This window comes from Acinetobacter pullicarnis, from assembly GCF_006352475.1.
GTDB classification, from domain to species: domain Bacteria; phylum Pseudomonadota; class Gammaproteobacteria; order Pseudomonadales; family Moraxellaceae; genus Acinetobacter; species Acinetobacter pullicarnis.
This window is the reverse complement of the sequence record NZ_VCMZ01000001.1, coordinates 2,883,430-2,903,836: the sequence shown is the minus strand read 5'-3', so window position 1 is coordinate 2,903,836 and position 20,407 is coordinate 2,883,430. Positions and strand designations below refer to the sequence as shown.

The following is a 20,407-nucleotide window of genomic DNA, read 5'->3' as shown; positions in this document are numbered from 1 at the left end:
TCTCAAACGGTTTGGGTCACTGAAAAAGGAAACTTCATGCGTTTAGACCGATCTATTGTAAAAACGCTTGCTGGTGTGGCGGGCCTTATGGCCTGCACTATGGCGTGGTCTGTTATGCAGACTACGCCCTATATTGCGATGTATACCACACCACAATATACGCATTTAAACAGTATGCCCTATGCCAATCCCAATGCGCCTAAAGGTGGAATATTAACCCGCTCTGCTCGGGGAACTTTTGACAATTTAAATAGCATGAATGGTAAGGGCAGTTTTGCTGAGGGGGCTGACCTCTTATTTGATTCACTGATGAGCCGCTCATTGGATGAATCTGGAGTGATGTATCCGTTATTGGCTTCGAGCGTGGTGGTTGATCCTGCGCATGCCAATTTTATAATTTTCAATTTAAATCCCAAAGCACGATTTAGCGATGGCGCACCTGTCACTGCAGAAGATGTTAAATTTACCTTTGACACCTATAAAACCAAGTCTAATTATGGCTTGCAGGCTTATATTGCCGATTTAGATAAAACTGAAGTCTTGTCTAAATATCAGGTGAAAATGAGTTTTAAATCGAAAAGCAATACAGAGCTACCCAGCATTTTGGCGGAGTTGCCGATTTATTCAAAAGCGGATTGGAACAATAAAGATTTTAGCCGAATAACCATGCAGCCGATTTTGGGTTCAGGGCCATATTTAATTGATCGAATTGATGCTGGGCGCAGTATTACCTATAAACGTAATCCCAACTATTGGGCCAAAGATTTAGTAATCAATCGCGGGCGTTATAATTTTGATCAAATTAAATATGTATATTACCGCAGCATAGATACGGCATTTGAAGGCTTTAAGTCGGGGCAATATACGCTACATCAAGAAAACTCCACCCGGACTTGGGTGAATGGCTATAATTTTCCTGCCTTTAAAGCGGGCATGCTGCAAAAATATAAAATCCGACTGGAAAATCCGACTGCAACGCAGAGTTTTGTATTTAATCAACGCCGTGCACCGTTTAACGATATTCATTTTCGCCAAGCCTTGAGTTATGCCTACGATTTTGAATGGCTGAATAAAACCATGTTTTATGGTGAGTTAGCGCGTTTAGACAGTTACTTTCAAAATAGTGAATTGGCAGCAACGGGCAAACCCAGTGTTGAAGAATTAAAAATATTACAGCCTTATTTAAAGCGTTTAGATCCGTTGCAACGTCAAGGGGTATTGGCTGATTGGAAGTATCCCGTTTCGGATGGCAGTGGTTTTAATCGTGATGGTTTATTGAAAGCAAGACAGATATTACTCGATGCTGGCTATCACTATAAAAATGGGGAGTTGCTTGATCGGCAAGGCAAGCCGATACATATTGAATTTTTGATTCAACAAGAAAATTTGCAACGCACGATTATGCCGTTTGTACGCAATGCGAAAAAGCTCGGGATTAATATCAGCGTACGCTTGGTGGATATTCCGCAGTATTTAGAACGCACGCGACGTTATGATTTTGACATGACCAGTTTAGCGATGCCGCAGAGCCTAAGTCCGGGCAATGAACAAGCGCAAATGTGGGGTTCTAAGGCAGCAGATGAGATCGGCAATTATAATTATGCCGGGATTAAAAACCCAGTCATTGATGAAGTGGTTGAAAAAGTTATCCAAGCACCAAATCGTGAGCAGTTGGTGTTATATACGCGGGTTTTGGATCGCTTATTGCGTGCCGGTTATTATCAGCTGCTGACTTATAATAAAACCGATGTTTGGCTTGCCTATTGGAATATGTATCAACAGCCTTTGATTAAACCAAAGTTGAGTACAGGAATTGATTATTGGTGGATTGATTCTCAGAAATCACAAAAAGTTTCCCAGTATCTCGGTAAAAAATAAAACACGTAGAATGCGAATGCGCTCACAAGGAATATCGCTATGGGCACGTATATATTAAAAAGACTGTTGCTAATCATTCCGACATTATTTTTGATTTTATTGATTAATTTTGTGGTGGTGCAATTGGCACCTGGTGGACCGGTTGAGCAAACCATTCAACAAGCCGAAAGCTTTCAGGGCTTGCATGCGGAGGGTGGTGGAGAAACTGAATATCGGGGTGCGCGGGGACTCAGTCCTGAAATGGTCGAAAAAATTAAACAACAATACGGCTTTGATCGACCTGCCCCAGAACGCTTCTGGCTCATGCTAAAAGGTTATTTTCAATTAGATTTTGGCACCAGTTTTTTTAAAGATAAACCTGTCACGCAACTGCTGTGGGAAAAAATGCCAGTCACGATTTCTTTGGGGCTGTGGAGTACTTTGCTGATTTATTTGGTGGCGATTCCTTTAGGGATTCAAAAAGCCCGTCGCCATGGTCAAGTCTTTGATAAGGCAACTTCGCTGCTATTGGCTGTGGGGTATGCGGTACCAGCCTTTGTATTTGCGATTGTATTGATTGTTTTTTTTGCGGGTGGCTCTTATTGGCAATGGTTTCCACTGCAAGGCTTGGTCTCTGAAAATTTCCAAGATTTTAGTTTGTGGGGAAAAATCAAAGATTATTTTTGGCACATGACCTTGCCTTTATTGACCATTGTACTTGGTGGTTTTGCTGGGCTGAGTTATTTGACCAAATACTCATTTATGGAAGAGCTGAATAAACAATATGTGATTGCAGCACGTGCCAAAGGGCTGACCGAGAATAAAGTACTGTATGGCCATATTTTCCGAAATGCGATGTTAATCGTGATTGCTGGATTACCTGAGGCGCTGGTGGGTATTTTCTTTGTGGGTAATTTGTTTATTGAAATTATTTTCAACCTAGATGGAATTGGTTTATTGGGGTTTGAAGCAATTCAGCAGCGTGATTATCCTGTGATATTCGGTACATTATTTTTATTTACCTTATTGGGTTTGCTGCTGCGTTTAATCAGTGATGTGTTGTATCAGGTGATTGATCCACGAATTAACTTTGATGCGCGAGGAGTCGAATAATGTCTCCAATTATGCAAGCACGTTTGCAGCGCTTTAAACAAAACCGTTTGGGCTTTTATTGCCTGATTATTTTTGTCGTGATCTTCTGCCTTTCTTTAGTGGCTGAACTGGTCGCCAATGATCGTCCCATCTTGCTTAAATATAATCAGTCTTATTATTTCCCTATCTTTAAAGATTATCCAGAAACTGAATTTGGTGGGGTGTTTGAAACCACCGCCGATTATAAAGATCCCGTGGTACAACAACTGATTGATGATAAAGGTTGGGCCGTTTGGCCGATGATTCCATTTTCCTATGACACTCCAAACTATGCCTTAGATGTGCCGATGCCGTCACCACCGTCGAAGCAGAACTGGTTGGGGACGGATGATCAAGGCCGCGATGTATTGGCGCGAATTCTATATGGCTTACGCGTTTCGCTGATCTTTGGTTTAGCGCTGACATTTTTTGCCGCGGTTGTTGGGGTAATTGTTGGAGCGCTGCAAGGCTATTATGGCGGATGGGTCGATCTGCTCGGGCAGCGGGTTCTAGAGGTTTGGGGCGGTTTGCCAACGCTGTTTATGGTAATGATTTTGGTCAGCATGTTTAGCCCCAGCGTCTATTGGCTGTTTGTGATTATGCTGATCTTTGGTTGGCCTGCCTTGGTCGGCTTGGTACGTGCTGAGTTTTTACGTGCCCGTAATCTGGACTATGTTCGTGCCGCGCGTTGTCTGGGAGTTAAAGACAGCACTTTGATGTTTCGCCATATTTTGCCGAATGCCATGAGTTCGAGCTTATCACAACTCCCATTTATGCTGACAGCGAACATTACCGCACTAACTGCTTTGGATTATTTGGGGTATGGGCTGCCACCAGGTTCAGCTTCTTTAGGCGAGCTGTTGTTACAGGGTAAAAATAACTTGGATGCCCCGTGGCTCGCTCTTTCTGGCTTTTTTAGCTTGGCTTTGGTTTTATCCTTGCTAATTTATATTGGGGAGGCAACCCGTGATGCATTCGATCCAAGACATTAATCCGGTGCTCTATCTTGCGGTAAAACAGTTGAATATTGGCTTGCCGCAGCAAACGTTGCTTGAAGCACTGAGTTTTGATTTACATGCTGGCGAAACTATCGCGATTGTTGGGGAAAGTGGTTCAGGCAAGTCGATTAGTAGTTTGGCTTTACTTGGTTTATTGCCCAAAGAACTTAAAGTACAAGGACAGGCACATTTCAAGGGTCAAGACCTTTTGCGCTGCAATGAAGCGGAGTTAAGGCAAATTCGGGGTCGAAAAATTGCAATTATTTTTCAAGAACCGATGACCGCTTTAAATGCCTTACATCGGGTGGAAAAGATTTTAGCTGAATCTTTGCACTTAAATGGCTGTGCGCCCAAAGATATTAGGCAACGTAGCATTGAATTGCTCGAAGATGTTGGTCTACCACAGCCTGCTGACAAGCTCCGTCGTTATCCGCATGAGTTGTCGGGTGGGCAACGCCAACGGGTAATGATCGCAGCGGCCTTGGCATTGGAGCCAGATATTCTGATTGCTGATGAACCGACTACTGCACTCGATGTCACCTTACAAGCGCAAATTTTGGAACTGCTCAAGCAGTTACAACAGCAACGCAATATGGCGATGATTTTGATTAGCCATGATTTAAATTTGGTTGGACGTTATGCGGATCAAGTTGTGGTGATGAATCAAGGTCGAGTTGAAGAGCAGGGGGATGTCAAAGCGATTTTTACACAGCCGAAAACAGCCTATACCCGACATTTACTCAACCATGATTTTGGTCAGGCAGAAGCAGCTGTTGCCGATGCACCGGAAGTGCTGTCTTTGCAGCAATTGGCCGTTAAGTTCCCAATTAAGCAGGGCTTACTCAATCGGGTCATAGATTATGTCACTGCAATAGAACCACTGGATCTTCGCTTGCGGCAAGCGGAATCGATTGGAATTGTGGGGGAGAGTGGTTCGGGTAAAACTTCATTGGCGTTGGCGGTCGCGCGCTTGATTGCGAGTGATGGTCAGATTGTCTTGTTGGGACAAGATTTAAACCAATTGAATGAAAAGAAATTACGCCCATTGCGTCGTGAATTTCAAATGGTCTTTCAAGATCCCTTTGGCAGCTTAAATCCACGCATGAGTATTGCGCAGATTGTGGCTGAGGGCTTGGCATTGCAGTCGCTGAATCAGGAACAAATACAGTCACATATTGATCAAGCCTTATTACAGGTAGAGTTACCCGTTGAGTTTAAACAGCGCTATCCACATCAGTTGTCTGGTGGGCAACGCCAACGGGTTGCTTTGGCACGTGCTTTGATTTTACAACCGAAGTTATTGATTTTAGATGAACCTACCTCGGCCTTGGATCGAACCACACAACGGGCGATTGTCCAACTATTAAGACAACTCCAAGTCCAACATCAAATGAGTTATTTATTTATTAGTCATGACTTACAGGTGGTACGGGCGTTGTGCCATAAGGTGTTGGTGCTTCGGCATGCCCAAGTGATTGAGTTTCAAAACACGGAAGACTTATTTAAGCAGCCAATACAGGATTATACCCAGCAATTAATTCAAGCAAGCAAGTATGCGCAAATGCCTGAGTGATTGATTTAAGGTGATATTCAGGATCACTGTCTCGGTTTAAATACAGATGAGGCGATTTGACAAAGGTTATTGTCAAATCTACACTCAAATGAATTTGCACTCCGTTTTACACGATATCTGATTTCACACCAATGAGAGAAACTGGCCATGCTGCATCTTGCTCAAGCACGACAAATAAAAAACATCACATTTAAAAATCGTATTATTAAAGGGGCAATGAGTGAGGCCTTGGCCAATCGAGAAGGTCAGCCCAATGAATTGCATTTTGGTTTGTATGATGCGTGGGCCAAAGGCGGTTTAGGTTGTGCTATCAGCGGTAATGTGATGGTCGATTTTCGTGCCAAAAATGAACCTGGGGTGGTGGTGGTTGAAACTGAACGTGATTTAGCGCAACTCACACAGTGGGCCAATCTTGGTAAGGCACAGGGCATGGTGCAGTTGATTCAATTGTCACATCCAGGTCGCCAATGCCCGAAAGGCTTAAATAAAGAAACCGTTGCGCCTTCTGCTGTGCCATTTAGTCCAATGCTTGCCACTACCTTTGGTACACCGCGGGAACTGACTGAAGCTGAAATTTTAGATATTATTCAACGTTTTGCCGAATCTGCACGAATCTGTGAAAAGGCGGGTTTTGAGGGCGTACAGTTACATGGTGCGCATGGTTATTTGATCAGTCAGTTTTTATCCCCTTTGACCAATAAACGCCAAGATCAATGGGGCGGATCGATTGAAAATCGGATGCGTTTCTTACTTGAAATTTACCGTGCAGTCCGTGCGAAAACCACTGAAAACTTTATTGTTGCAGTGAAGTTGAACTCTGCCGATTTCCAACGTGGCGGCATAACTGAAGATGAAGTGGTCAGCGTCTTTCAGGCGATTGATGCTGAAGGCATTGATCTCATTGAAATCTCAGGTGGAACCTATGAAGCTCCTGCAATGGCTGGTGTAAAAGCGGATAAACGTAAACCAAGTAGCATTGCGCGTGAAGCCTATTTTCTTGATTTTGCCGATAATATTCGTAAACAAGTTGGTTGTCACTTAATGGTGACGGGTGGGTTTCGTACCGTTCAAGGCATGAATGCAGCACTCGACAGTGGTGCTTGTGATTTTATTGGATTGGCACGACCACTGGCGGTTGAAGTTGATTTAACTGATCGCTTGATTGCCGGGCAAGATGTCCGTTACGCAGTGAAGCCCATTAAAACCGGTATTCCTTTTGTCGATAAAATGGCGATCATGGAAATTATTTGGTATGCCGCGCAGTTCAAAGCGATTGCACAAGGCAAGCAACCGAACCCGAAGTTGTCACCGCTTAAAATATTCTTGGGCTATGCCAAGAGTAATGTTAAAGCCATGTTGCAAGGCCGCTTGAACTCACGTAAACAGGCTTAGACGAGCAATTAAATAACTTAAGTATTAAAATTTCGACCAGTCCCTCTTTGGAAAAGATGCGCCATATATGGCGCAAGGGGGGATTAAGGGCTTTGGGTAGGGCTATCAGTCTACGCGCTGAGATTTAAAGATGTGTTAGGCGCTAAATCGTCGAAAGAAATGACAGGCATAAAAAAACCTGAGACATATTGCTCAGGTTTTTTTGTGAGATAAGCTATCTCGAATTTGGCGACCCTACGGGGAGTCGAACCCCGGTTACCGCCGTGAAAGGGCGATGTCCTAGGCCTCTAGACGATAGGGTCGTATAGATGAGGCTAGTACCAACTGAAACAATAAATGGCGACCCTACGGGGAGTCGAACCCCGGTTACCGCCGTGAAAGGGCGATGTCCTAGGCCTCTAGACGATAGGGTCGTTTCAGAGGTGGTCGTATATTAGGGCGAATCTAAAAAACTGTCAAACGCTTTTAGCCAATTAAATTAAAAATATGAATTGAATGGTTGAAATTAAAACAATATCGAGCATGGGTGGTGAGGATTGATAAAAAATTATGCTTTTTTAACGATTTTCACAATATTTTTTATTACATTCGGATGTTGTAAATATCCCGTAATTTGATGTGGTTGATGGCTAAAGGTTTGAATCGCTTGATTGAGAATGGGGGGACTAAAATCGAAAGGTGGATTTGTGAGCGGAAATGCGGTCAAAAAATCTTCGGTTGAAAAAAAGTTTATCCAATCACCTTTGAGATTATTGGGTGCTGAAATTGGTTGGTAGATTTTTTCTTGTATGACGCGAAAGGCCAGTGGTGATCCAAGGCTGATGAAGCCATCGACATGGTATTGCGGATATTGATGTAAAAAGTTATAGGCAATCACTGAACCGAGTGAGTGCGCAACAATCAGATGGGTTTGGTTTGGGTCAAAACAGGCTTGGATACGCTGATGGACAGCTTGCATAAATTCGTTATCCGACAAATACAAATAAGTTTCCAACAGGAATTCATGAATTAAATGAGCGTGAATATTGGGGAAATGATCAAGGAGACTGGCTAAATCTTTAAACAGGTGATCTTTTAACAGCGCTGCATAGGCTGACAGGCGTGTGGGGAAATCGGGATGTGCTTGCTTTAAAAACTGTGGGAGCAGCGGTATGGCTGTTTGTGCTTTTGAATCAGTTTGATCGTTCAAAAGCCATTGCATCGGTGCATATAAATACAATTCAGCAGGATCGGGCGGAACTTGGGGTGCATGAGCCGAGAGTATTGCTGAGCGGGCTGGGCTGACTAGCTTCGGGCTTTGATAGCTCAGCAGCAAATCCGCATAATAAGCCATTTCAATGTCGAAATCCGTCGCAGACATCGGGATTTGAGCATAGTGTAGGCCTTGATTAAAAATATCGATCCAATGCTGTTTGAGGGCTGCTGCATTATAGTTTTGCTGGTTCATGCCATGTATAAATATAATTTTCATGGTTTTATAGGCTAATTTTATTTGTTTGAGTATAACCAAAAAAGAGCGACCTAAGTCGCTCTAAGTAAATCGCGCTGTATTTTGCTGCGCAACTAGGTCAACAAGCTGATGAATTTTTAAGATTTATTGCGATATAAAACATAGTGGCTGATATAGCAAGCTGCAATAAAGATCAAACAGCTAATAAAGCCTGGCAACATTTCAGGTTCGACTGCCATGCTTATACCGGTGATTCCACAAAAGATAAAGCCAAGAATCGGTACGATTGGGAACAGCGGAGCAACAAATTTGAGTTCTTCTTTACGATGACCAGCTTTGTACCATTGACGACGGAAATTGTACTGCGCTAAACAGATACTCATCCACACCACGACCATGGTAAATGCAGCGACCCCCAACAGATTTTTAAAGATAAATTCAGCGCCGAACTTCTCAGACAAGAGCCCAGGTAAACTTCCAATCATGGTCACCATGAGGGCAATAATTGGCGTGCCTGATTTACTCAACTTGGAGAAAACCTGTGGCAATTGTTTTTTGACTGAAAGTGAATACATCATGCGTGATGCGGCATATAAACCGGAGTTCGCTGCTGAAAGCAGTGCAGTAATAATTACAAAGCGGATAATGTCTTCAGCGTAAGGAATACCGATGTAAGAGAATACAGTCACAAAAGGACTATTACTGACTTCATCACTGTGCAAACCCGTTGCTTGATAAGGCAATAGAGCGCTGATCACAATAATGGTACCAACAAAGAAGATCAGTAAGCGCCAGATGGCCGCATTAATCGCTTTAGGCACGTTCTTGGCTGGATCTTGAGTCTCACCTGCGGCAACACCAATCAGTTCAGTACCTGAGAAGGCAAAGTTCACAATTAACATGGTGGCAAAAATAGGAAAGATGCCCTGAGGGAACCAGCCTTGTGCGGTTAGATTGCTAAACAGCGGTGCGGTTTCAGCGCCATTAAAAGACAGGAGACCGAAAATCGCCAATAGACCGAGTACGATAAAACTGATTACAGTAATTACTTTAACCAGCGATAACCAAAACTCAGATTCAGCAAATAAACGGGTTGAACTGACGTTTAAGGTAAAGACAATGCCCGCAAAGATAATGGTCCAAAGCCAAACGGAGACTTGTGGGAACCATTCCTGCATCAGCATTGCAGCGGCTGTAAATTCGGTGCCGAGGGTTGCTGTCCAAGTGAGCCAATACAGCCAAGTGATCATATAACCTGTGCCTGGTCCGATAAATCGGTTGGCATAACTTCCGAAAGAACCTGAATCAGGAAAATGTACTGCAAGTTCACCTAGGCAGAGCATGACCATGTAGGCAATTAAGCCACCTAGGATATAGGCGAGAATGGCACCGACTGGGCCAGTTTGATTGATTACTTCGCCTGAACCTAAAAATAGACCAGTACCAATTGCACCGCCCAACGAAATCATCACCAAATGACGACTGGTCATGGTGCGTTTTAAATGAGGAGTCTGTTCGGGAGGGGTGTGTGTAGGAGATTGCATGTCCGGTCTTAGTCCATTAAGGCGAAGCCGTTTATTTTAGTTAGAACATTAAATTCTGCAATGAACGAATGTTACTTAACGTAAAGTACAAAAGAAAATGGCGACCCTACGGGGAGTCGAACCCCGGTTACCGCCGTGAAAGGGCGATGTCCTAGGCCTCTAGACGATAGGGTCGTTTAGAAGTGACGCCATACTAGGTATTTTCAGCTTAAAAGTCAAAGGTAATTTATAGAAAAGCTTAATTTTTAAAACAGTTGTTTAATTTATGAGTCTAATTGTTAAAAGTATTCGAAAATTGTGATGTTTGGGGCTTGAAGTGATTGCGCTGGGTGGAAATGATCATGCAGTATTTCACATGTGATTTCATTGCTAAATCTGACCACGTTTTTATCCATTGGATCAAAAAAATTGACTGCACTTTCACCTAGATTGATGAGGTCGGCAGCCTAATCTTTGTGAGTGACACTTTTTTCAATGAACAGGATTGTTGTAATAAACTGACAGAAGATTGCGTAATTCAGCTTATGCTGCAAAATCGCAACACAAGCTTGGTCATTCTACTGTGTTAAAGCCTTAGTTTTTATGCTTACTGGCAGGGTGGTAAAGTTGATAGTAGCTAAGATAACAAGCCAACATGAAGACTAAGCAGCCGATAAAGCCGATTAACATTTCCGGATCAAATGCCATACTAATTGCGGTTATGCCGCAACAAACAAAACCTAAGATGGGTAGCACTGGATACCATGGGGTTTTAAATTTCAGTTCCGAAAGCAAATGGCCTTCTTTTTTCCATTGTCGTCTAAAGTTGAACTGACTTAAGCAGATACTCATCCAGACAATCACCATGGTAAAGGCGGCAACCCCCAGCAAGTTTTTAAAGATCACATCGGCACCAAACTGCTCAGACAATAAGCCGGGTAATCCACCAATCATGGTGACCAAGATTGCAATTACGGGAGTGCCCGATGCCGTTAGTTTGGAAAAGATCCGTGGCAATTGTTTTTGAATAGAGAGCGCCCACATCATGCGTGATGCTGCATATAAACCAGAGTTTGCCGTTGAAAGCAGTGCGGTAATAATCACAAAACGCATCAGGTCTTCAGCGTAGGGAATTCCAATAAAATTAAAGACGGTCACAAAGGGGCTGCTGCTTAAGCCATCGCCATGTCCTCCAACCATTCCAGCATCTTGATAAGGCAATAATGCACTGATCACAATAATGGTACCGACAAAGAAGATCATGAGGCGCCATACCGCAGCATGAATCGCTTTGGGGACATTCTTTTCGGGATTTTCAGTTTCTCCAGCAGCAATCCCAATCATTTCCGTGCCATTAAAGGCAAAATTGACGATCAACATGGTGGTGAAGAGTGGCAATAAGCCATTCGGTAGCCAAGATTGTGCGGTTAAATTGCTAAATAGCGGGGCGGAGTCATAGCCTTGAAAGGAGATTAAGCCAAAGATGGCGGCCAATCCCAGCGCAATAAAGATAATCACCGTGACGACTTTAATCATGGAGAGCCAAAACTCAGATTCCGCAAAAACACGGGTTGAGCTGAGGTTTGAAATCAACACAGCACTGGCAAAAATAAGGGTCCATATCCAAACCGATATTGTTGGAAACCATTCTTGCATTAAAAGTGCAGCGGCAGTGAATTCGGTACCCAATGTTGCAGACCAACCGAGCCAATACATCCATGACACCATATAGCCTGTGCCCGGTCCGATGTTTTTAGTCGCAAATGCCCCAAAAGAACCAGTAACCGGCTGGTTAACGGCAAGCTCACCCAAACAAAGCATCACCATATAGGCGATCAGTCCACCGACAATATAGGCCAACACCGCACCAAAGGGACCCGCCTGTGCAATGACTTGTCCGGAACCTAAGAATAGCCCAGTCCCGATCGCGCCACCAAGTGACAACATAATTAAATGTCGTTTGGTCATCGAGCGTTTAAGCGTAGTAGGTGCTTGATTAAGTTGATTTGATGTTGGGGAATCTGAATTTGAAGACATAACGAATGGTCAAAAACATTGAAAGCGCAGCAGTGTAATTGAAAGTGAGAAATTTCACAAAATTGCAAGACAGGAATGCGTTAAATAATAACTGTGGATGTTTGTTTTTTATGCGGTTAATCGAGGTTAAGCTGGAATTATGAGAAAAAACTGATGTGTTGGCTAAATTAAAATATGCAAATAAATAGATTAAATTTAAGTTCTAAAGTTGAATGGATATCGCGAAGCGATAGATCAAGGAGGAGAGGGTAAAGATAATCTAAAACGTGGTTTAGATTGTTTTTTCAAAGAGATACTCTTGAAAAAGAGATGGCGACCCTACGGGGAGTCGAACCCCGGTTACCGCCGTGAAAGGGCGATGTCCTAGGCCTCTAGACGATAGGGTCGTTAAGAGATGGCGGTATCTTAGGGATCCACCATCAATGTGTCAAGTACATGAGGCGTGAGTTTGTTCAAAATATGACAGAACAGTTCAGCCGTCTTTTGAGTATCGTACAAAGCGGAGTGTGCTTCTTTGCCGTTAAACTCGATGCCAGCTTGAATACAAGACTTGGCTAAAACCGTTTGCCCAAACATCACAGCACTTAAAGTGACTGTATCAAACACCGAAAAGCTATGAAATGGGTTTTGATTTTTAGTCGCTGTTCTGAGTACTGCAGCTCTTAAAAAGCCGAGGTCGAAATGCGCATTGTGACCCACCAAGATTGCATGGGTACATTGTTGTTGCTTACGCACTTCATTGATGGCTTTAAAAATGCGTTTCAGTGCAGTTTTTTCGTCTTCAGCCATGGCAACGCGCATCGGATTAAATGGATCAACCCCAATAAAATCAAGCGATCTACGGTCTAAATTTGCCCCTGGAAAAGGGTTAATATGCGCATGATGTGCTTGACCGGGCACAAAAGTACCGTGTTCATCGTAGACGATTGGAATGCATGCAATTTCTAATAAGGCATCAGTGTCTGCATTAAAACCTGCTGTTTCGACATCGACAACAACAGGTAAAAAACCGCGAAAACGTTGACCTATAACCGGTTGAACTTCTGTTGTCACACTTTTCTCCATGCAATCGTTTGGCCAGCATATAGTGGAATAATTTGCTGATCTTCCAAATAATCTAAGCGTTCTGGAATAACTTGCGCTTCTTTCACTAAGGTAATGGTATTGGTATTTCGTGCTAAGCCATAAAAGTCTGCACCAAAATGACTGGCAAAACCTTCGAGTCGCTCAATTTTTCCGACTTGATCAAAGGCTTGGGCATACAGCTCAATTGCAGTAGGAGCACTATAGCAACCAGCGCAACCGCAGGCATTCTCTTTGGCATTTTGCGCATGTGGCGCACTGTCTGTGCCTAGGAAAAATTTAGGATTTCCACTGGTAGCGACTTCAAGCAACGTTTGTTGGTGGCTTTGTCGTTTTAAGATAGGCAGACAATAAAAATGCGGTTTAATACCACCCACCAATAAGTCATTGCGATTAAACAATAAATGCTGCGGTGTAATGGTGGCAGCAACATTGCGATCATGCTCAAGCACAAAATGCGCAGCTTCACTGGTGGTGATATGTTCTAACACCAACTTTAATTTTGGAAATTGTTTAAGCAATGGCGACAATACATCATCTAAGAAACGTTTTTCACGATCAAAAATATCAATATGATTGCTGGTTACTTCACCGTGCAACAACAATGGAACTTGGTGTTCTTCCAGTTGTTCAATCACTGCATATACTTTACGGATATCGCTAACACCATTGTCTGAATTGGTGGTTGCACCAGCCGGGTAAAGTTTGATGGCATCGACAAATGCAGACGCTTTGATTTTACGGACTTCAGCAGGGGAAGTTTGATCGGTAAAATAAAGCACCATTCTTGGGTCAAAGCTGAGGTTTTCAGGGACATGAGCCAAGATGCGTTGTCGATAAGCCAGTGCATCTTCAACCGTTTTAACGGGTGGTAGCAGATTTGGCATGCAAATCGCACGCGCAAATTGTTGGGCTAAATCAGGCACTGTGCGTTGCAATGCAAGGCCGTCACGTAAATGAGCATGCCAATCATCTGGCTGAAGTAGCGTAATAGTATCCAAGGCGATTCAAACTAAAAATAAAATAGATAGTAAACGATTAAGCCCGAAAATGGTAACGAGGAAGATCGATTAAGAAAAAAATTAGTGAATAAAACGAGTTATTCAGATGTAAAACACGTTTTTAAGTCTAAAACTCAGTAAAAGTCAGCTCTTTTGCTAAATACCCATCTAAGGCTTTATGGGTAAGAAGCGCGTCACCAAGCTGCTTAGTCAAAGTCTGGCCTTGATCGAACAACTTGGGTTTGGCGGGGAGCGTTTTTCATTAAAACAGCGCTTTATTTAAATTTATTGACTGAGGTTATCGTTTGAGATCAGTCGCGCGACTGCGGCTCGTCGTATGTGGAATAAGCTCGATCAAATTGGTTCTAGGCCTTTAATAATATCGGTGAAGGCAGAGCCATTTAACCAAAAAGATTTTTTTAAGAATAATGTGGTCATAATACTTTCGGCATCATCGCTTTGTGGATTGCAAATCAAACCATAGCTATTGCCTAAGTTGGTATTGTTTTCGATCAGTTGAATAAAATAAGCATGTTGTTTGTCTGCGTAGCCAAGAATTGCATCACGTTGAGTGTTCATCTTTTATATCTCCATTTCAAAAAATATTTAAAATGCTAAACTTTAGAATGGTTAAATTTCATTAAGTACGATGATCAATATATTTGCGATGTTGCTGTGACTTTAAAGCCATTTAAGCTACTGATATAACAAATAATATATTGTATTTGTGATGCGAGCTTAGTTGGTGGTTAAATCAATATTTGACCGATAGGCTTATTGTTGATCAAAAAAAAACATTCGTCAACTTGAATTTGTAACTAATTCAAGTTAGATTAAATCAACGCTTTTAAATCATCTAGGTGGGCGAGCAATGTCAAAAAAAACTGAGTTTGAACATGGTGGTGTGAGAGCCAATGCAGGACGTAAATCAAAATTTAATGAAGAAACCAAGGTGATTCGGGTTCCTGCTTCACAGGTTTCTTTTATCAAAAATTGGTTACTGAATAATGTCAAAACAGGAAGTCAGTCAGATTTAAACAGTACAATTAAAGCCCAAATGGTACAAGCAAATAATGACAAGACCTACCAAATTCCATTGGCGACTGAACGTGTTGCAGCTGGCGCAGCTGCAACTGTGCAGGATCATATCGATCAAGCATTAGATTTAAATGAATATCTTATTCGAAATGAAAATTCGACCTTTATTGTCAAAGCCAACTCCTTGTCAATGCTTGATGCCGGTATTGATATTGATGATCCGCTGTTGGTTGATAAAAGCATCACTGCAAAGTCGGGAGATATCGTCATTGCCTTGATTGACAATGAATTTACGGTAAAACGTTTGATGATCGACAAACAAAGCAGTCCGCATAAGGTTTGGCTAAAAGCAGAAAATCCGGATTTTGAGAATATTTATATTCATGAAGGTCAAGAATTTGTGATTTGGGGCGTGGTGACATATAACTTGAAACCGATGCGCTGAACGCTATATTTCGTTTAAAGCATGATGCATTATATGAGCAGTGATGTGGTTAAACGGGTTAGCTGTGTCTTTGCTAACCCGACGCTTTCACTCGAGTCTTACTGCGTTGTGATTGCAGAACTTTGTCACCAAATAAATGCACTAACAAACTAAACATCACGATCAATGATCCGATCCATTGCCAATGGTTCAAATGTTCATTTAAGAAAATAAATGCAAAAATCAGGCTGACCACAGGCACCCAAAGCGACAGTGGACTAATTTTAGCGACGGGATATTTTGCCAATAAATAAACCCATAAGCTATAGCCGACAATAGTTGCAAAATAGCCAAGAAAAGCCGCGGCAACAACGCCGTGCCATGAAATTGTATTGAGATCAGCTTGGATGCCTTGCCAGCCTTGTTGTTGAAAGGCCAGTAATAGAAACCAAAATGGGGTAAGAATATTTCCCCAAATGATCAAGCCGATTGGACTGACTTGGCCGATTTTCTTCACGATAATATTACCGCAAGCCCAGGCCATTGCAGCACAGATAACCAAGATCAGACCCAACAGTGGAATTGCAGAATGCTGTTGCCCTAATGCAATAATTGACAGGCCAATGGCCGCAACAGCAATGGCTAACCACTGATTCCACTTCACCTGTTCTTTTAACAACAGACTGGCAATCAATACGGTAAAGAACGCTTGTGATTGGATCACCAATGCCACCAAAGAGGTTGGCATATTTGTGCTGATAGCACTAAACACAAAAGCAAATTGACCAAAATTACCGATTAGACCGTAGAGGAATAACCATTTCCATGCCACTTTGGGGATTTTAATCAAAAAAATTGCTGGGAAGAGCACCAATAGAAATCGGAAAAATCCAAGCATCATCGGGCTCATTTCACTGACCCCAACTTTCATGAAAAAGAAATTGATACCCCAAATAAAAATCACGGCAAAGGCTGCGAGCTTATCTTTAAATAGCATGAACACGTCCTGATGTATCGCACTTATAGTCTAAGCTAACTAACCGAAAAGTATAGGAATAGATTGGGTTTTTGAGGGTGAAGGACGCTTGAAATTGATGCTGCAAAGATCGCTTAGGGAGATTATCCAAAGGGATGTTTTTAAACGGTTAGATGACGATAAGATAATCGCGACTGATATTGAGTTGCCTATCGCATGAGGCGAAGGAAACATTGCACTTGAAATTTCTCACGAAAGTGAAGCTTGAATTCCAGAATAACCACAGTTCTTGGGTAAAGCAGCAACTGTTCGAGATTTTAAAATTGATCTTTTGAAAATAAATAAGGTTCAAATACTATACAGAAAACACTAAATACGTTTTACTCTATTTAGGCGCGTGGTGAGTATGTGAATGCCATCATTCTAGCTCAAAATAACAAATCATTAAACGGTGGTTTTATCTATTAGGCCATGCAAACTGGTTGTTTTTATAAATATAAGGAGACGTATATTGGGTTTTCTGTGATGCAGTTAAATTAAATAATAAAGAGAGATGTGTAATTTAAGATTATTGTTTTATTGGAATAACAATAGGTAAATTTATAAAAACAGGATGTTTATTTTACCGCTATTCGCAACATTCGCTGATCAAGTGGTATTTGCAGCATTTTAAGCAATGTATTAACAGACTTTGAATGATCTCTATCACTTGAAGCAGCACACGATTGTTCAAAAATCGAATTAAATCGCAGCAATAACACATGTGTTGCATGGGAAGAATGGACAGAACGATTTTAAAAAACAAAAAGGATTTAACCCATATGAAGAAAACAAAAATGGTCGTATTGGCTTGTGCAGTAATAGCACTCACAGGCTGTAATAACAGTAAGCAACCGAAGCAAGCAGGTCAGCCAAATCGTCCCGAATGCATTGCGCCTGCAAAACCAGGGGGCGGAATGGATATGACCTGTAAATTAATCCAAGCCGGCTTTAAAGATACCGCTGTGATTGCAGATCCAATTCGTGTGACTTACATGCCCGGTGGTGTTGGTGCAGTGGCTTACAATAAAATTGTCGGCAGTGATCCTGCCAATAATGATGCGATTATTGCTTTTTCGACAGGCTCTTTGTTGAATTTAGCCCAAGGGAAATTTGGCAATTTTACTGAAAAAGATGTGAAGTGGTTGTCTGGTGTTGCTGTGGATCATGGCTTAATTGCAGTACATCAGGACTCACCCTATAAGAATCTCAATGATCTGATGGTCGCACTCCAAGCGAATCCGCAAAAAGTTAGTTTTGGTGGTGGCGGTAGTGTTGGTGGCCAAGATTGGATGCAAGCTGCGATGCTTGGCAAAAAAGCCAAGATCAATCCAAAGGATATGAGTTATGTCGCCTTAGAAGGGGGAGGCGAAGTGCTTACGGCTTTGCTGGGGCAGCATATCCAAGTGGGGGTGAGTAATATCAGTGATGTGGGGTCTAATTTAGAAGCAGGAAAGATCCGTATTTTGGCTGTTTTCTCAGACAAGCGCTTAAAAGGGAAGTTTGCAAATTTACCGACTGCAAAAGAACAGGGTTATGACATTCAGTGGTCTGTGATCCGTGGTTTTTATATGGGACCCAAAGTGAGTCAAGCTGCTTATGATTGGTGGAAGGACTCATTTATTCGCATGATGAAAAATAATAAATTTAATGCATTACGAGAAAAACAAGGGGTTGAAGCATTTGATTTAACCGGTGATCAACTCAGCATCTATGTCTATAAACAAACTGAGCAAATGCGTCAGCTATCACAAGAATATCAATTGTTACATTGATTGTTTTCGAACCAAATTTATTCAATTAATTTATCAAATACAGCAAAGCTGCATGTTAGAAGTGGACGCTTTTGGCTTGCGTTTTGACTTGAGGAAAGATTATGAAATCTGAACGGATTCTAACGGCAATCATCTCACTGTGTACTTTTGTCTTGTTTATCTATGCATGTGGTTTTGACGCCACGATTTCTTATGATGTGGTTGGCCCAAAAGCGTTCCCCATTTTACTGATGGGTTTAATCTGTGCCAGTGCCTTATATCTCACCCTACGACCAACAGTGTTTTTTGAACGGATTGAATTGGGCTGGGATAAACCAATGGTGATCAAATTGGCTTTATGCGCCGTGGCAATGACGCTCTATGCTGCATTATTCGAATGGCTGGGTTTTATCATTGCCACCGCACTGATGACCATGATGCTTGGACGTTTATTTAATGGGAAAACCATCCCGACTGCAGTCACGGCATTATTGCTGAGTAGCACGATGTATTATTTATTTGACCAAGTTTTAGATGTGCAATTACCACAAGGATTATTGGGCTAAGGATGGCTGCTTTATGGACGTATTTAATTTTTTAATGGCGGGTTTTGGAGTTGCTTTACAGCCGCAGAATCTGCTGATTGCCTTGATTGGTGCATTTATTGGCACCATTGTCGGTTTATTACCGGGCTTAGGTCCAATTAATGGGGTCGCGATTTTATTGCCTTTTGCCTATGCCCTAGGTTTACCTGTAGAAAGCGCATTAATTTTATTGGCAGCCGTATATTTGGGGTGTGAATATGGTGGGCGTATTTCTGCGATTTTAATTAATGTGCCCGGTGATGCAGGGGCCATTATGACCACACTCGATGGTTATCCGCTGGCTAAACAAGGTAAGGCTGGCATTGCACTTTCACTGTCCTCTATCAGTTCATTTATTGGTAGTACGGTCGCTTTTATTGGAATCGTACTATTTGCACCGTTACTTGCCAATTGGGCGATTGCTTTTGGGCCTGCGGAATACTTTGCCTTAATGGTTTTTGCAATTGTCTGTTTAACGGGTTTGATCAGTACCCAACCTTTTAAAACCCTGATTATGGCCTTGCTGGGCCTAGCACTTTCGACGGTGGGCATGGATGCAATTACCGGAGTATATCGCTTTACTTTTGGTACAGTCGGTTTAAGTGATGGCATTGCATTTACCACAATCGTGATTGGCTTATTTAGCGTGAGTGAAGTTTTATTATTGTTGGAGCGAACCACAACGGGTCAAAAAGTTTTGGCGCAAGGTAAGCGCTCACTGTTTAATGTCAAAGAATTTTTAAGCACCTTTGTGGCGATACTTCGCAGTTCATTGGTGGGGTTCTTTGCTGGGATTTTACCGGGTGCTGGCGCAAGTGTGGCCAGTGCATTGGCCTATACCACTGAACGTAAAATCGCTGGTAAAAATGGCACGTTTGGACAAGGTGACTTACGTGGTTTAGCCGCGCCAGAAAGTGCCAATAATGCTGCTGCCTGTGGTTCATTCGTACCAATGCTGACTTTGGGAGTACCTGGTTCAGGGACCACCGCGGTGATGATGGGAGCATTGACACTGTATAATATTACGCCCGGTCCCCAGTTATTCACCGAGCAACCGATTTTAGTGTGGTCACTGATTGCCTCATTAATGGTGGGTAATATTATTTTATTAATATTGAATCTGCCTTTGGTGGGACTCTTTGCCAAACTGTTAAATGTACCGAACTATATTTTAATTCCTGCGATTGCTGCCGTGAGTTTTGTCGGTGTCTATGCAATTCACAGCACCACCTTCGATTTATTGTTGTGTATGGGCTTGGGCGTGGTTGGCTATATTTTACGTAAATTCGATTTTCCCTTGGCACCGTTAATTTTAGGTTTTGTGCTGGGTGAATTAATGGAGTCGAACTTACGTCGTGCCTTGTCGATTTCACATGGTGAGCTGGGTATTTTATGGCAAAGTAGCATCAGTATTTCTCTCTGGGGATTAAGCGTTTTATTATTAATTTTACCTATAGCGCGTAAATATCGATGGTTTAGCCGGTAAATAGAACAATAGGGAAATCACCGCTATTCCAGCTTGATTATTCCCACTCAATTCTTTTCTG

16 protein-coding genes and 4 tRNA genes are annotated in these 20,407 nt (G+C 42.3%); 9 read left to right on the top strand and 11 right to left on the bottom strand.

The window, feature by feature from the left end:
* The first annotated feature begins 36 nt into the window (after nucleotides 1-36).
* From FD716_RS12840 to FD716_RS12820, 5 genes are all read left to right on the top strand, one after another.
* Nucleotides 37-1,878, top strand: a complete 1,842-nt coding sequence (locus FD716_RS12840; RefSeq protein WP_139852703.1) for an extracellular solute-binding protein — start codon at nucleotides 37-39, stop codon at nucleotides 1,876-1,878.
* Nucleotides 1,879-1,917: 39 nt separating this feature from the next.
* Nucleotides 1,918-2,970 (top strand): microcin C ABC transporter permease YejB, encoded by a 1,053-nt coding sequence (locus tag FD716_RS12835; protein ID WP_139852702.1) that lies wholly within the window; start codon nucleotides 1,918-1,920, stop codon nucleotides 2,968-2,970.
* Nucleotides 2,970-3,980, top strand: coding sequence for an ABC transporter permease (locus FD716_RS12830; protein WP_139852701.1), 1,011 nt, complete (start codon nucleotides 2,970-2,972; stop codon nucleotides 3,978-3,980). Before FD716_RS12835 ends, FD716_RS12830 begins: the two co-directional genes overlap by 1 nt.
* A complete protein-coding gene (locus FD716_RS12825; protein ID WP_139853683.1) occupies nucleotides 3,958-5,559 on the top strand; it encodes an ABC transporter ATP-binding protein in 1,602 nt (533 codons plus the stop codon). The genes FD716_RS12830 and FD716_RS12825 overlap by 23 nt, the downstream gene beginning before the upstream one ends.
* Nucleotides 5,560-5,706: 147 nt before the next feature.
* Entirely contained in the window at nucleotides 5,707-6,951 is a 1,245-nt protein-coding gene (locus FD716_RS12820) for an NADH:flavin oxidoreductase/NADH oxidase family protein (RefSeq protein WP_139852700.1), read from the top strand.
* Between the two features lie 226 nt (nucleotides 6,952-7,177).
* Here the strand turns inward: FD716_RS12820 and FD716_RS12815 are convergent.
* The 10 genes from FD716_RS12815 to FD716_RS12770 form a co-directional block, all read right to left on the bottom strand.
* Nucleotides 7,178-7,253, bottom strand: a tRNA-Glu gene (locus FD716_RS12815).
* Nucleotides 7,254-7,288: 35 nt separating this feature from the next.
* A tRNA-Glu gene (locus FD716_RS12810) sits at nucleotides 7,289-7,364 on the bottom strand.
* A 134-nt stretch (nucleotides 7,365-7,498) separates the two neighbouring features.
* The gene (locus FD716_RS12805; RefSeq protein ID WP_139852699.1) at nucleotides 7,499-8,422 is read right to left on the bottom strand and encodes an alpha/beta fold hydrolase domain-containing protein; all 924 of its coding nucleotides are present in this window, start codon (nucleotides 8,420-8,422) and stop codon (nucleotides 7,499-7,501) included.
* A gap of 116 nt (nucleotides 8,423-8,538) precedes the next feature.
* The gene (locus FD716_RS12800) at nucleotides 8,539-9,945 is read right to left on the bottom strand and encodes an amino acid permease (protein ID WP_139852698.1); all 1,407 of its coding nucleotides are present in this window, start codon (nucleotides 9,943-9,945) and stop codon (nucleotides 8,539-8,541) included.
* Between the two features lie 98 nt (nucleotides 9,946-10,043).
* A tRNA-Glu gene (locus FD716_RS12795) sits at nucleotides 10,044-10,119 on the bottom strand.
* Nucleotides 10,120-10,518: 399 nt separating this feature from the next.
* Entirely contained in the window at nucleotides 10,519-11,961 is a 1,443-nt protein-coding gene (locus FD716_RS12790; RefSeq protein WP_139852697.1) for an amino acid permease, read from the bottom strand.
* Nucleotides 11,962-12,271: 310 nt separating this feature from the next.
* A tRNA-Glu gene (locus FD716_RS12785) sits at nucleotides 12,272-12,347 on the bottom strand.
* A 19-nt stretch (nucleotides 12,348-12,366) separates the two neighbouring features.
* Nucleotides 12,367-13,026 carry a ribonuclease T gene (gene rnt, locus FD716_RS12780; RefSeq protein WP_139852696.1) on the bottom strand — a complete coding sequence of 220 codons (660 nt, stop codon included), beginning with the start codon at nucleotides 13,024-13,026 and terminating at the stop codon, nucleotides 12,367-12,369.
* A complete protein-coding gene (pyrC, locus tag FD716_RS12775) occupies nucleotides 13,011-14,045 on the bottom strand; it encodes a dihydroorotase (RefSeq protein WP_139852695.1) in 1,035 nt (344 codons plus the stop codon). The genes rnt and pyrC overlap by 16 nt, the downstream gene beginning before the upstream one ends.
* A gap of 354 nt (nucleotides 14,046-14,399) precedes the next feature.
* On the bottom strand, nucleotides 14,400-14,624 hold the full coding sequence (locus FD716_RS12770) for a hypothetical protein (protein WP_139852694.1): 225 nt from the start codon (nucleotides 14,622-14,624) through the stop codon (nucleotides 14,400-14,402).
* Between the two features lie 292 nt (nucleotides 14,625-14,916).
* Between FD716_RS12770 and FD716_RS12765 the strand changes: the two genes are divergently transcribed.
* The gene (locus FD716_RS12765) at nucleotides 14,917-15,528 is read left to right on the top strand and encodes a LexA family protein (protein ID WP_139852693.1); all 612 of its coding nucleotides are present in this window, start codon (nucleotides 14,917-14,919) and stop codon (nucleotides 15,526-15,528) included.
* Nucleotides 15,529-15,601: 73 nt separating this feature from the next.
* On the opposite strand, the gene FD716_RS12760 is transcribed toward FD716_RS12765, so the two are convergent.
* Nucleotides 15,602-16,504 (bottom strand): EamA family transporter, encoded by a 903-nt coding sequence (locus FD716_RS12760; protein WP_139852692.1) that lies wholly within the window; start codon nucleotides 16,502-16,504, stop codon nucleotides 15,602-15,604.
* 815 nt (nucleotides 16,505-17,319) lie between these two features.
* Between FD716_RS12760 and FD716_RS12755 the strand changes: the two genes are divergently transcribed.
* From FD716_RS12755 to FD716_RS12745, 3 genes are all read left to right on the top strand, one after another.
* Entirely contained in the window at nucleotides 17,320-18,297 is a 978-nt protein-coding gene (locus FD716_RS12755) for a tripartite tricarboxylate transporter substrate binding protein (RefSeq protein WP_407641933.1), read from the top strand.
* Between the two features lie 101 nt (nucleotides 18,298-18,398).
* Nucleotides 18,399-18,842: a tripartite tricarboxylate transporter TctB family protein gene (locus FD716_RS12750; protein WP_139852690.1), complete on the top strand. Its 444-nt coding sequence runs from the start codon at nucleotides 18,399-18,401 to the stop codon at nucleotides 18,840-18,842.
* 13 nt (nucleotides 18,843-18,855) lie between these two features.
* A complete protein-coding gene (locus tag FD716_RS12745) occupies nucleotides 18,856-20,346 on the top strand; it encodes a tripartite tricarboxylate transporter permease (protein ID WP_139852689.1) in 1,491 nt (496 codons plus the stop codon).
* Nucleotides 20,347-20,407 lie beyond the last annotated feature (61 nt).